15 protein-coding genes are annotated in these 13,879 nt (G+C 28.0%); 7 read left to right on the plus strand and 8 right to left on the minus strand.

What is annotated here, in order from left to right; genetic code table 11:
• Positions 1-70: 70 nt before the first annotated feature.
• The 3 genes from L3J60_RS02955 to L3J60_RS02965 form a co-directional block, all read right to left on the minus strand.
• Complete coding sequence (locus L3J60_RS02955; protein ID WP_291973993.1) at positions 71-994, minus strand: DMT family transporter; 924 nt, start codon at positions 992-994, stop codon at positions 71-73.
• A 55-nt stretch (positions 995-1,049) separates the two neighbouring features.
• A complete protein-coding gene (locus tag L3J60_RS02960) occupies positions 1,050-2,495 on the minus strand; it encodes a glyceraldehyde-3-phosphate dehydrogenase (protein WP_291973994.1) in 1,446 nt (481 codons plus the stop codon).
• Between the two features lie 129 nt (positions 2,496-2,624).
• Positions 2,625-4,031 carry a Do family serine endopeptidase gene (locus L3J60_RS02965; protein WP_291973995.1) on the minus strand — a complete coding sequence of 469 codons (1,407 nt, stop codon included), beginning with the start codon at positions 4,029-4,031 and terminating at the stop codon, positions 2,625-2,627.
• 160 nt (positions 4,032-4,191) lie between these two features.
• Between L3J60_RS02965 and dapF the strand changes: the two genes are divergently transcribed.
• From dapF to L3J60_RS02985, 4 genes are all read left to right on the plus strand, one after another.
• Positions 4,192-4,971, plus strand: a complete 780-nt coding sequence (gene dapF, locus L3J60_RS02970) for a diaminopimelate epimerase (protein ID WP_291973996.1) — start codon at positions 4,192-4,194, stop codon at positions 4,969-4,971.
• A complete protein-coding gene (locus tag L3J60_RS02975; RefSeq protein ID WP_291973997.1) occupies positions 4,971-5,504 on the plus strand; it encodes a GNAT family protein in 534 nt (177 codons plus the stop codon). Before dapF ends, L3J60_RS02975 begins: the two co-directional genes overlap by 1 nt.
• The gene (mltG, locus tag L3J60_RS02980) at positions 5,494-6,528 is read left to right on the plus strand and encodes an endolytic transglycosylase MltG (protein WP_291973998.1); all 1,035 of its coding nucleotides are present in this window, start codon (positions 5,494-5,496) and stop codon (positions 6,526-6,528) included. Before L3J60_RS02975 ends, mltG begins: the two co-directional genes overlap by 11 nt.
• 418 nt (positions 6,529-6,946) lie before the next feature.
• On the plus strand, positions 6,947-7,561 hold the full coding sequence (locus tag L3J60_RS02985; RefSeq protein WP_291973999.1) for a peptidoglycan-binding protein LysM: 615 nt from the start codon (positions 6,947-6,949) through the stop codon (positions 7,559-7,561).
• 49 nt (positions 7,562-7,610) lie between these two features.
• Here L3J60_RS02985 and L3J60_RS02990 read toward each other — a convergent pair whose 3' ends face one another.
• From L3J60_RS02990 to dnaA, 3 genes are read right to left on the minus strand one after another with little or no spacing between them, the layout of a single operon-like run.
• A complete protein-coding gene (locus L3J60_RS02990) occupies positions 7,611-8,327 on the minus strand; it encodes an SAM-dependent methyltransferase (protein WP_291974000.1) in 717 nt (238 codons plus the stop codon).
• Entirely contained in the window at positions 8,327-8,779 is a 453-nt protein-coding gene (locus tag L3J60_RS02995) for a low molecular weight protein-tyrosine-phosphatase (protein ID WP_291974001.1), read from the minus strand. The genes L3J60_RS02990 and L3J60_RS02995 overlap by 1 nt, the downstream gene beginning before the upstream one ends.
• A gap of 3 nt (positions 8,780-8,782) precedes the next feature.
• A complete protein-coding gene (dnaA, locus tag L3J60_RS03000) occupies positions 8,783-10,210 on the minus strand; it encodes a chromosomal replication initiator protein DnaA (RefSeq protein WP_291974002.1) in 1,428 nt (475 codons plus the stop codon).
• 165 nt (positions 10,211-10,375) lie between these two features.
• Here dnaA and L3J60_RS03005 point away from each other — a divergent pair, with 165 nt between their 5' ends.
• A complete protein-coding gene (locus L3J60_RS03005; RefSeq protein WP_291974003.1) occupies positions 10,376-10,780 on the plus strand; it encodes a thioesterase family protein in 405 nt (134 codons plus the stop codon).
• Here the strand turns inward: L3J60_RS03005 and L3J60_RS03010 are convergent.
• Together L3J60_RS03010 and ribD are read right to left on the minus strand one after the other, a co-directional pair.
• Entirely contained in the window at positions 10,777-11,394 is a 618-nt protein-coding gene (locus L3J60_RS03010) for a YigZ family protein (protein WP_291974004.1), read from the minus strand. The genes L3J60_RS03005 and L3J60_RS03010 overlap by 4 nt on opposite strands.
• A gap of 74 nt (positions 11,395-11,468) precedes the next feature.
• Entirely contained in the window at positions 11,469-12,512 is a 1,044-nt protein-coding gene (gene ribD, locus L3J60_RS03015; RefSeq protein WP_291974005.1) for a bifunctional diaminohydroxyphosphoribosylaminopyrimidine deaminase/5-amino-6-(5-phosphoribosylamino)uracil reductase RibD, read from the minus strand.
• Between the two features lie 22 nt (positions 12,513-12,534).
• Between ribD and L3J60_RS03020 the strand changes: the two genes are divergently transcribed.
• Together L3J60_RS03020 and prmC are read left to right on the plus strand one after the other, a co-directional pair.
• Entirely contained in the window at positions 12,535-13,026 is a 492-nt protein-coding gene (locus L3J60_RS03020; RefSeq protein WP_291974006.1) for a GNAT family N-acetyltransferase, read from the plus strand.
• Positions 13,026-13,874 carry a peptide chain release factor N(5)-glutamine methyltransferase gene (gene prmC / locus L3J60_RS03025; RefSeq protein WP_291974007.1) on the plus strand — a complete coding sequence of 283 codons (849 nt, stop codon included), beginning with the start codon at positions 13,026-13,028 and terminating at the stop codon, positions 13,872-13,874. The genes L3J60_RS03020 and prmC overlap by 1 nt, the downstream gene beginning before the upstream one ends.
• Positions 13,875-13,879: the final 5 nt, after the last annotated feature.

Below are 13,879 nucleotides of genomic sequence, written 5' to 3' on the forward strand. Positions count from 1 at the left end.
TCTCAATCAAGCCCACCTGCTACTGGCAGGTTTAGAATGACAGTTTTCAAGACTTTTTAGATAGCCTTTTTTACATAGTAGTATTTATATATTTCAACTTTTGTTTCTTTTTTATTTTTCCGTAAGCAATTAATAAAACACCTATAATTGTAATAAACCCTCCAATTATAGCAATAGTTTTTGGGAAATTTCCAAAGTATAAATAAGAACCAAACAATACAAACAATCCTTTTGTACTCATTATTATTGCCTTATGAGAAAGCGGAATATATTTTAAGGAAATATACCCTGTTATTACGGTTAAAAATGGTCCCAAAATTGAGCCGATAAAAATATTTTTTAATGCACTCACAGGTATTTCTAAAGATAGATTCAAGTATTTCAGTAAAAAAAAGGAGAAAATCAATAAGAAAAAACTCCTACTTATTGTTAAAATAATAGGATTAATAATCGCCACATTTTTTTTAACAATTACTGCATTTGTAGCTCCAAAAATACTTGAATACAAAATAAACTGAGTGCCATTTATAAACATCGTATTTAAATTTGTATTTCCTTTATAACTAATGATAAAAGCTCCAAATAACGCCAATAGCATTCCTGCTAATTCAATCTTGTTAAATCGTTCTTTTAATATTAAAAAACTTAAAAATACAACTAGTACTGGAGATAAATTAGCAATAAAAGAAACTATAGAAGGGTTCGAAATAGTGTATAACGCTTTAAAGAAAAAATAAGTTCCAAAAACCTGATTTATTCCTAAAATAATTAAAATTAAATAACTTCTTAATGAAAGATCTTTAATTTTAGAATACGTTTTTTTAAACCATGCAAAAATTAAAATCCAAAGTAATCCAAAGCCAAACCAATACACTCCAAATTGAGCAATTTGTACTTCCATTAAGGCTGCTTTGCTAAAAATATATACATTAGAAACAGCAATAACTGAAATAAATGCCAATAAAAAACCTTTGGTAGCTTCTGAAAATTTCATCTAACAAAGATAATTTTAATATTTATCTATTTAAGCAATATAAGTTGCTATATTTTTAATAAAAAGCGAATCTTTTTACTTGTGCAACATAGCGTGCCAAACGCATAACTTGATGACTATACCCATATTCATTATCGTACCAAACATATAAAATTACATTTTTACCATCATTACTTGAAATGGTTGCATGACTATCAAAAATGGCTGGAGATGCTGTACCTACAATATCAGAAGAAACCAACTCGTTACTTAATGAATATTTAATTTGTTCAACCAAATTACCTTCTAAAGCATTCTTTTTCATTATTTGGTTAACAGTTTCTTTACTTGCCGCATTTTCTAAACGTAAATTTAAAATTGCTAATGAACCATTAGGTACGGGAACCCGTATTGCACTCGAAGTTAGTTTGCCTTTAAAAGAGGGTAATGCTTTAGAGACTGCTTTTCCTGCCCCAGTTTCAGTAATTACCATATTTAAAGCGGCTGCTCTACCTCTTCTATATTTTTTATGCATATTATCCACCAAATTTTGGTCGTTTGTATAGGCATGAATAGTTTCTAAATGTCCATTAATTACTCCAAAATTATCTTCCATAACCTTTAAAATTGGTGTAATTGCATTGGTAGTACAAGAAGCTGCTGAAAATATATTTACTTCGTCTGGATTATATTCATTTTCATTAACTCCATAAACAATATTAGGAATTCCTTCTCCTGGGGCTGTCAATAAAACTTTAGAAACACCCTTTGCCTTTAAATGCCGTTCCAATGCTTCTTTATCTCTAAATGCCCCAGTATTATCAATCAAAAGTGCATCATCTATTCCATAAGAAGAATAATCAATATCTTCTGGATTTTTTGATGAAATTACATAAACTGTTGTTCCATTAATAATAAGTGCATTTTTGTTAGTATCAACGTTAACTGTTCCATGGAAATCTCCATGAACAGAATCATTTCTTAGTAAGGCTGCTCTTTTTTCTAAAATAGTCTTATTTATTTCTCCGCGAACAACAATAGCTCTTAATCGTAATAATTTTCCTTTTCCCATACGAGTCATTAACTCTCTGGCTAACAACCGTCCTATTCTTCCGAATCCATATAAAACTACATCTTTTGGTACATTTCCATTTTCGTTTTTAGCAGCATTTAATTTTTCAGCTACAAATTCATTTAATTTTGGCTTTTTATTTCCTAAATGATACTCATATACTAATTTTCCTAAATCTATTTCAGAAGGTGCTAACTTATATTTCTTAATTTCATTAGCAATTAACACGGTATCAAAAATAGATATTGGCTTTTCTACAAAATCGCTTGCATATTCAATTAAGTTTAAAATTTCACTAACATTTCTGTCTAATAATTGATTTCTAAATAAAACCAATTCAACGGTATCATCATACCATAGATCACTAATTAACCGAATTAGTTCTATAGTTGCTCTTCGTCTTTTTGCTTGAAAAGAGACTTCTTTTTCGTATAGCTTGTTATCTTTCATTTTTTAAATTGTGTTGTTATTTTGTTGCAAAAGTACCAATTTCAAACGTTTTCGCAACACTTATTTGTAAAAAAAATCCTCCTCATATTGAGAAGGATTTTAAACAAAAATCTATTTATAAAAATTTATTTATCTAAAAATATATCGTTCTTGTTGCCCATTTAAATTTCTCATTTCAATGTACAGTACTTCGTCGTGATTTCTATTAGCAATAATGTTATTTACATCATCAACAGAACTTACTTTTTGATTATTAATAGAAGTTATAATATATCCTTTTTGAACACCATAATGCAAAAGTTCTTTATTGGTAATACCATCAATTTTAACTCCATTATCAATATTTAATTTACTCAATTCTTTTTTATTTAAATTTTTTAAACTTAAACCAAGTGTAGAAATTGCACTAACTACATTTTTAGATAATTTAACATTGGTGGTATTTTCTTCTCCATCACGCAAATAAGTGACTGTAACAGTATCTTCTGGTCTTTTTGTTCTTAAAAAACCTGTTAAATCTGCAAATGAATTTATTTTAACAGTGTTTACCTTTGTAATAATATCTCCCTTTTTTAAGCCTGCTTTTTTAGCTCCAGAACCATCATTTACATTAGAGATATAGAATCCTTCTGTAAAATCAATTCCTAACTTTTGAGCAGCATTATTGGTTAATTCGCCTCCCATAACTCCTAAAACAGCTTTTTGCACATTACCATATTCCATTAAATCTTCAACTACTTTTTTAACTATATTTGAAGGAATTGCAAAAGAGTAGCCAATAAAAGAACCTGTTTGAGAAGAAATTGCCGTGTTTATGCCTACCAGTTCTCCTCTACTATTTACTAATGCTCCACCACTATTTCCAGGGTTTACAGCTGCATCTGTTTGCAAAAACGAATCAATATTTCCATTTCCGTCCAAATCTCTTCCTTTTGCACTAATAATACCAGCCGTAACTGTAGAAGTTAAATTGTATGGATTTCCTACTGCTAAAACCCATTCTCCAACTTTTACAGCATCAGAATCTCCAAATACAATATGAGGTAAGTTTTTAGCATCTATTTTAAGTAGAGCAATATCATTAGTAGGATCTGCACCAATAATTTTTGCTTTATAAATTTTTTTATCATTTAAAGTAACCTGTAAGGTTGTTGCATTTCTAATTACGTGATTATTAGTTACAATATATCCATCTGGAGAAATTATTACACCACTTCCCATACCTACTTGAGAAAATTTCTTAGTTGCATTTCCTTGTCCATAAAAAAATTCTGAAAACGGATCTCTAACGGTTTGTATTGATGTGTTTTTTACATGAACTACTGCATTTAAAGTTTTTTCAGCAGCTACCGTAAAATCAGTATTTTCAAACGATTTGCTTGTATTATTAGCATAAGTAGTTTGAACTACAGCTGGTTTTGTTTTAACCGATTTTTCAATAACAATTTGAGGTTTTTCAATAAATAATTTATAAGCACTTAATGTTATAGCACCTCCTAAAGCTGAAAACAACACAATACTTATTAGTTTTTTCATTTTTTAATATGTTTTAAATTACTATTCAAAATTATAACTAATTTTACACTAAAAAATTACTTTAACGCTTTGTTAACGCTTATTTAACTCATTTTAACATTTAATTTTACAGCTTTAATTTTTGAAACAAACTAGGACTAATTTTAGTACATTTGCAATAATGAATTTACATTTTTATAAATATCAAGGTGCAGGAAATGATTTTATTATGATGGATAATAGAGCCTTATTATTTCCCAAAAATAACCAATCTCTAATAAACAAATTGTGTGATAGAAGATTTGGAATTGGAGCTGATGGCTTAATATTATTAGAAAATTCAATAAATTATGATTTTAAAATGACATATTTTAATGCCAATGGAAAAGAAGGAACTATGTGTGGTAACGGCGGAAGATGTATTGTTGCTTTTGCAAAAGAATTGAATATTATTGAAATTAGCACCACTTTTGAGGCGATAGATGGAGAACATACTGCTACTTTAAAAAAAGGTTTAATAAGTTTAAAAATGATGGATATTGATACTATTGAAGAGTTTGATAACCATACTTTTTTAAACACAGGATCACCACATCATATTATATTTCAATCGGATATTGACACTATAAATATTAAAGATAAAGGTGCTAAAATTAGATATGGAAAACCTTATTTTGAGGAAGGTGCAAACGTTAATTTTGTAGAACAAATTTCAGATGATGCATTTAAAATGAGAACGTATGAACGCGGTGTAGAAGACGAAACTTTAGCTTGCGGAACTGGTGCAACTGCTGTTGCAATTGCAGCAAACAAAACCAATAAAACGACTGCTAATTCTATAAAATTAAAAGTACTTGGCGGAAAATTAGAAGTTTCATTTAACGTTAAAAACAAAATCTATACTGATGTATTTTTAACAGGTCCAGCAGTTAAAGTATTTGAAGGAAACATAACAATTTAATGGCAACATTACACGGAAAAAATATAACACTTAGAGCTTTAGAGCCTGAAGATTTAGATTTTTTATTTAGCACAGAGAATAATGAATCTTTTTGGGAAATTAGTGGCACACAAACACCTTATTCTAAACATCTACTACAAAAATATATTGAAAATGCTCATCAAGATATTTATGAAGCTAAACAATATAGATTTGTGATTTCTAACACTGAAAACGTATCCATTGGAATGATAGATTTGTTTGATTTTAATCCTCAGCACAAACGTGTTGGTATTGGAATTTTAATCCTTCCAAAACATCAAAATAAAAAATATGGAGCCGAAGCATTAGAATTATTGATAGACTACGTTTTTACCTATTTAGGTATTCACCAAATTTATGCAAATATTACAACAGACAATATTAAAAGTATCCATTTATTTGAGCAGTTTAATTTTAAAAAAACAGGTGTTAAAAAAGATTGGGTTTACACTAAAAACAACTTTAAAGATGAATTTCTATACCAATTAATAAGAAATGAAAATGAATCTTAAAAAACTCACTTTACTAACAATTAGTTTATTGGTTGTAATTAGTGGTGTACTTGCATTTAACTATTACACAAAAATATACAAACCCAACACTATAAAAGAAGGCTTTTTATACATTCCAACACACAATACATTTAAAGATGTTAAAAGTTTAATTCGTCCATATTTAAAAAAAGTAAAACCTTTTATTTGGGTTGCAAATAAAAAAAAATATCCAAACACTATAAAACCTGGTAAATATTTTATCTCAAAAGGATTAAATAACAATGAATTAGTGAATTTATTGCGAAGCGGAAAACAAACTCCTGTAAAATTAGCCTTTAACAATCAGGATAATTTAGAAAAATTAGCTGGTAGAATTTCAAAACAAATTGAAGCAGATTCCATAAATTTACTTAAAAGTTTTAATAACATCTCTTTTTTAACAAAAGCAGGTTTTACTAAAAATACTGCTTTAGCGATGTATTTACCAAATACATATGAAGTTTATTGGAATATTACGCCTGATAAATTAAGAGCCAAAATGCTCTCCGAATACCATAATTTTTGGAATAAAACTAGGTTAGCTAAAGCAACTAGTTTAAAACTTACACCTGTACAAGTAATTACCTTAGCGTCTATTGTGCAAAAAGAAACTGCAAATATTGCAGAAAGACCAAAAGTAGCTCGCTTATATTTAAATAGATTACACCACAATTGGCCTTTACAAGCAGATCCTACCATTATTTATGCTATTAAAAAAGGAAAAAAAGATGCTATTATTATCAAAAGAGTGCTAACAAAAGATTTAGAAATAAATTCTCCTTATAACACTTATAAAAATGTAGGTTTACCTCCGGGACCAATTAGCATGCCCGATTTATCTTCAATAAATGCAGTTCTAAATCCTGCAAATCACAACAACTACTATATGTGTGCAAGCACAACCAAAATGGGAGAACACGAATTTTCAAAAACGTTAGCACAACATAATAGAAATGCAAGAAAATATCAAAAATGGTTATCAAAACAAGGAGTAAATCGCTAAAATTAAGTTTTAATAAAAATATATATTGCTGTTTTTTAATAAGTTACATTTTTAAAATTGACCTTTTGTGGTTTATTACCCAAAACTAACCATTTATGTATTTTCTACTTGCAACCTTCCATTTATTGATTTTTGAATAAGAGTTCTTCTTATTTTTATTTGAAATTAATTGTTCCCATAACGGTGAAACGATATCAAAATATAGCCGAATTAGTAATATTCAAAACAATTTGATATTGGTTTTAAATTGGGAATTTTGAGATGCGAAATCATAATAGAATGTTAAATTATTATGATTTTTATCTAATAAATGTTAATAATTATTTAAAAAATAGTGATTATAAACTTGATGTTTAAATATTTAATAAATTGTTGTATATTTGCACGCTGAAATAATTAGAAGCAATAACGTAAAATTATGAAAAAAATAGTAATCATATTTAGCTTACTAGCTTTAGTAATTATAGTGTCAAGCTTTTCAAATAAGAGCAAAGTAAAAAATACTGTTATAGTAAACAAATATTACAGTACAGTACAAACAAAAGAACAAAGTAATCTAAAACCAATTAACATTCCTTTTGTTGGTAAATCATTTACTGGTTTTAAAGAAGCTGTTGCATTCAAAGAATCTCAAGGAAATTATAATACCATTAATACTTTAGGGTACTTGGGTAAATATCAGTTTGGAAGAACCACTTTAGAACGATTTAATATATACAACACTCGTCATTTTTTAAAAGATCCTGAATTACAAGAAGATGCATTTATTGCACTTTGCTCTGTTAATAAATGGATTTTAAGAAAGGATATTAGAAGAAGTACTGGTAAAACTATAAATCACATTAAAATTACCGAATCTGGAATTTTAGCTGCGGCTCATTTAGCTGGCGCTGGAAATGTAAAAAAATATCTTAGAAGTAATGGAAATTTAGATTTTAAAGATGCTTACGGTTCAACCGTACAACATTACTTGAAACAATTTTCAGGGTATGATACTTCTATCATTGAAGCATCAAAAAATCCTGTTTTATAATTTGATTAATTTTGGTTAAAAAAAGCGTAAACAGTGTTTACGCTTTTTTTTATTCTTTATGAATTATAAAAATAGTAGGTTTTTTATTTAAATCTGGAGGTTCAATTTTCCAGTCTTTTATGGTTAACGATTTAATATATTCATCCTTTAAAGTAATATTGCAAGCTATACAAAGCATAGTTCCTGGTGTTAACGTACTTTTTAAATCATTAAACATTTTTTCATTTCTATAAGGAGTTTCAATAAATATTTGAGACTGACCTTTTTCTTTTGATAATTTTTCTAAACTCTTTATCGCTTTTTTTCGTTCAAGACTATCAATAGGAAGATATCCATTAAATGCAAAATTTTGACCATTAAAACCTGAAGCCATCATTGCCAACAAAATAGAAGAAGGACCTACCAAAGGAATAACCTTAATATTTTTTTGATGTGCTAACTTCACGATTTCAGCACCAGGATCAGCAATTGCAGGCACTCCTGCTTCAGATAATAATCCGATTGAAATACCTTTATCACAATCCTCTAAATAGGTCTGAATTTCTAAAGCATCGGCATATTTATCTAATTTAAAAATAATTAATGAAGGCTGAGATTTTTTAGGAGTAATTCTTTTAATAAATTTTCTAGCAGTTTTTTCATTTTCAACTATAAAATAATCTAATTCTTCAATTACTTTTTTAACTGAAATTGGCATTACTTCTAAAGGTTCATTGTCTCCTAAAGTAGTAGGAATTAAATATAAAACACCTTTTTTATCACTCATTAGTCAATTTGTTTTGCTATTATTTCACAAGCTTCATACAACATATTAAAAACATTTTTAAAACCATAATCTCCACCTGAATACGGATCTGGAACATCTAAATTTTCATTTGGAAAAACTTTATTTAAAATGAAATCTACTTTAGCTTTATCTGCTTCATTTCGTGCTAATTTCAATACAGCATTATAATTATAAGCATCCATCACATAAATAACATCAAACTTATCAAAATCTTCTACTACAAACTTTCTTCCTCTTTGATTTGTAATATCTATACCATTTTTTTTGGCAATTGCAATTGATCTTAGGTCTGGCAAGTCGCCAATGTGATAGGAACCTGTTCCTGCAGAATCTATTAAAATGTCTTTTGTAATTAATTTAGATTTTAAAATACCTTCGGCCAAAGGAGACCGACAAATATTTCCTAAACAAACCATTAAAATTTTAGTCATTAATTAAAAAGTGAGTTTTTTAGTTAAGTCATCTACGTACTTTCTAAATTGCCTGTCTGTTTCGTTTAAATTATCAACTGTTTTACATGCATGAAGTACTGTTGCATGATCTCTTTTTCCTATTTGAGAACCTATACTTGCCAAAGAAGCTTTTGTCATTCTTTTAGCAAAATACATTGCTAATTGACGTGCCTGAACTATATGTCTTTTTCTAGTTTTAGATTGTAACGTTGGCACATCTAATTCAAAATAGTTAGAAACAATTTTTTGAATATAATCAATAGAAACTTCTCGTTTGGTGTTTTTAACAAATTTATCTACAATTTGTTTTGTTAAAGAAAGGGTGAATTCTTTCCGATTAAAAGAAGCTTGAGCAATCATAGAAATTAAAACGCCTTCTAACTCTCTAACGTTAGATTTAATGTGTTTTGCAATATACTCAACAATTTCATTTGGCATTTCAACACCATCTCTAAACAGTTTATTTTGTAAAATAGAAACTCTAGTTTCATAGTCTGGAGCTTGTAATTCAGCAGATAATCCCCATTTAAATCTAGATAATAAGCGTTGTTCAATATCTTGCATATCAACAGGTGCTTTATCTGAAGTTAAAATTACTTGTTTACTGTTTTGATGTAAATGGTTAAAAATGTGGAAAAAAACATCTTGTGTTCCTGTTTTACCCGATAAAAATTGAACATCGTCAATAATTAAAACATCAATCATTTGATAAAAATGAATAAAATCATTTCTATTATTTCTTTTTACAGAATCTATAAATTGTTGTGTAAATTTTTCTGATGAAATATAAAGCACCATTTTTTCAGGATACTTTTCTTTTATTTGAACGCCAATAGCATGAGCTATGTGAGTTTTTCCTAAACCAACACCACCATAAATTAACAAAGGATTAAAAGAAGTTCCGCCTGGTTTATTTGCCACCGCAATACCAGCTGAACGTGCTAAACGATTAGAATCTCCTTCAATAAAATTATCAAAATTATAATTAGGATTTAATTGAGATTCAACTTTTAACTTTTGAATACCTGGAATTACAAATGGATTTTTAAGTTCTCTTTTATTTACATCAACGGGAATTGTAAATCCTCTTTGATTAATTGGATTTCTATTTGCACTAGGTATTTTTACAGTATGCGGATTTGCACTACTGTAATTATTTTCCATTCGCACATCATAAATTAATTTAGCATCTTCGCCTAAGTATTTGACTAAAGCAACTCTCAGCAATTTTATATAATGCTCTTCTAACCATTCATAAAAAAATTTACTAGGGACTTGAATTGTAAGTACTTCACCAGATAATTTTATTGGCTTTATTGGTTCAAACCAAGTTTTAAAGGCTTGTTGCTTAATATTATCCTTAATAAATAATAAACATTCATTCCAAACTGTTGATGCAGTTTTAATCATTATATTTTAAATAGTATTTCTAAGTTAAAGTTTTGCTGATTTTTAGTAAAATAACGTTCCCATTATCACAATACAAAAATGTGAATATTTTTTGTTATAAAAAAATAAAATATCTATTGATTATTAATTTTTTTTTACGTAAATAAGAAAACCTAAAAATATACTATGTTATCATCTACAATTCAATTTAGAGTTAGATATTCTGAAACAGACCAAATGAGCTATGCTTATCACGGTAATTACGCACAATACCTAGAAATGGGAAGAATTGAGTGGTTACGTAATTTAGGTGTTTCCTATAAAAAAATGGAAGAAACTGGCATTATGTTACCTGTAATTAATCTAAATATAAATTACTTGAAATCGGCTAAATACGATGATCTTCTAACCTTAAAAACTACACTTGTTAACAAACCTTCAGTTAAAATAGATTTTTCGTATGAAATTTATAATGAACAACATGAACTTTTAACTACTGCTAATACCACTTTAGTTTTTATAAATATGAAAACTAATAAACCAACCAGACCTCCAAAATATTTATTAGAGAAACTTGAAAAACAACATTAAAGTAATCTCTTAATTTTTACACATCGCAAATCGGTAATTAATTGCTCAACTTTTTTTGAGTTCTTTTCTCTTACTTCTACCTCAAATTCACAGTTCAATTCCATTTTCTGTTTTGTAATAATTAAATTTTGATCTTTTATTATTTTCATTACTTTATTCATATTGGCATATTCAAAATGTAATAGAAACGAAATATTTATAGTTTTTACAACTATTTTTGCTTCCTCTAAAACCAACTTTGCTGCAGTTTTGTATGCAGTCATTAAGCCACCAACACCTAATTTTGTACCTCCAAAATACCGAACCACAACTATTAATATATTGGTTAAATCTTTTGATAAAATTTGTCCATAAATTGGCTGACCAGCACTATTACTTGGCTCTCCATCATCATTTACTCGATATTTTTTATTTTGAACTCCAATTTGCCATGCATAACACCAATGCCTTGCGGCATGATGCTTTTTCTTTAATTCCTGAAGATGAAATTTAGCTTCCTCTTCTGTTAAAACTGGAAAAACATAACCAATAAACTTACTTCCTTTTTCTTTATATAAGGCGTCTTCATAAATTTTATTAATCGTTTTATATGTATCGTTTTCTAAAGAATTCATTGAAATATTAATTAAATATACAATTAAGTCATTTTAAAATTACTGAAAAATCAAAGTTTAGAAAAACTAAAGAATTAGATATTTTTATAAATACAAAGCGTATCCTTAATAATTGATCTAATTTCAACAGGTTTCCTTTCTAATTTAGGAGCTTTTAATCCTTCTTTAAAAACAACTTCACCTTTAAAAACATAAGCTTCATCCCATAAATTAGTAGCTATAAAACTTTGTAAAGTAAAAGCTCCACCTTCAATAATTACAGATTGAATTTCATATTTATACAAAACATCACAAATTTGTTTTGGAATATTTTTATCAAAATCAATTTTTTTATAAAATATATTATCTGCATTTTTTTGATTTTTTTCTGTAAATAGAATTGTTTTTATACTTCCATCTAATAAATTAGAAGATGTTTCTGTTTTTAATTTCTTATCAATCGCAACTCTAATCGGATTTTCCCCAAACCATTTTCTAGCGGTTAAACTAGGGTTATCATTTAAAACAGTATTTGTTCCAACTAAAACAGCTTCTTCAACAGCTCTCATTTTATGGACTAATTGCTGAGAATAACTATTAGAAATCCAATTTGGAATATTATCTGAATCCTGAGTTCTGATTTTATCAATAAATCCATCTTTAGTTTCTGCCCATTTTAAAATTATAAATGGTCTTTTTTTCTCATGAAAAGTAAAAAATCGTTTATTTAATGCTTTACAAGCTTTTTCCAAAATTCCAACAATAACATTACAACTATTATTTTTTAAATAGGCAACCCCTTTTCCACTAACCAAACTATTAGTATCAATACTACCAATCACAACCTTTTTAATACCACTATGCACAATTAAATTAGAGCACGGCGGTGTTTTTCCGTAATGTGAGCAAGGTTCTAAACTAACGTAAATAGTCGCTTTTTTTAACAGATTTTCATCTTTTACAGCATTAATTGCATTTACTTCGGCATGAGCCTCTCCTGCTTTTTTATGCCAACCTTCACCAATTATCTTATTATCAACTACAATAACGCATCCAACCATAGGATTTGGATACGTAGTTCCCAATCCATTTTTCGCCAATTGAATGCAACGATTCATATATTTTTCATGTATATTCACATCGCAAAAATAAGATTTTAAAATGACTCCAAACGACTTTCTAATTAGAGAAATTAGACCAGAAGACAATCCTAAAATTGCTGAAGCTATAAGAGCTATTTTAATTGAATTTGGTGTTCCTAAAGTTGGTACAGCGTATGCAGATAAATTATTAGATACTCTTTTTGAAACCTATAATATTAAAAGTGCCGTTTATTTTATTATTGAAAAAGAAGGTGAAATTTTTGGAGGTGCAGGTATTAAGCAATTAGATAATTATGATGGCAATGTGTGCGAATTACAAAAAATGTATTTTTTACCTGAAGCTCGTGGTATTGGTTTAGGAAGTAAAATGATGAATATTTGCCTTAAAAAAGCCAAGCAATTCGGATTTGACAAATGCTATTTAGAAACACTTCCTTATATGCAAGATGCTAGGAAGTTATATAAAAAAGCAGGATTTAAAAATTTAGAATCCAGAATGGGAAACACAGGCCATTATTCTTGTAATTTATGGATGCTTAAAGATTTATAATGAATATCATCAACTTAAAAAAACTGTTTTTTACAGAACTTAAAGCAATTTATCCAGACACTGAAATTCAATCATTTTTTAATTTATTAATGAATTTCAAACTGAATTTATTGCGTACGGATATTGCATTAAATCCATCATTAAAAATTTCAGAAGAAGCAATAAATTACTTCCATAGTGCAATAGGTAAATTAAAAAAAGAAACTCCCATTCAATATATTATTGGAACAACCGAATTTTATGGTTTAACCTTTAAAGTAAATCCATCAGTTTTAATTCCAAGACCTGAAACCGAGGAATTAATTGAATGGATTATTTCATCTACTCCAACAAACAAACAACTAACAATTCTAGATGTTGGTACAGGAAGTGGCTGCATTGCTATTTCATTGGCTAAAAATCTTCCAAAAGCCAAGGTTTATGCTATTGACGTTTCTTCCGAAGCATTAAAAACAGCCAAACAAAACGCCGAAATTAATAATATTTCTATTAAATTTTCAGAAATAGATATTTTAAATACTACCAAATTACCAACTAAATTTGATGTAATTGTTAGCAATCCGCCTTACGTCCGTGAATTAGAAAAAAAACAGATGCAGCGAAATGTATTGGCGAATGAGCCTCACATTGCTTTATTTGTAAAAGATAAAAATCCATTATTATTTTATGATAAAATTGCTGATTTAGCCAAAAATCATCTGTTAAAAAATGGAACACTTTATTTTGAAATTAACCAATATTTAGGAAAAGAAACTGTAAGCCTTTTAAAATCAAAAGGATTTCAAAATATCAAACTTAAAAAAGATATTTTTGGTGTTAACAGAATGCTAAAAGCAACTGTGATTTAAAAAAC

Origin of the sequence: Lutibacter sp. (genome assembly GCF_021647475.1) — a bacterium.
In the GTDB taxonomy this organism is placed as follows: domain Bacteria; phylum Bacteroidota; class Bacteroidia; order Flavobacteriales; family Flavobacteriaceae; genus Lutibacter.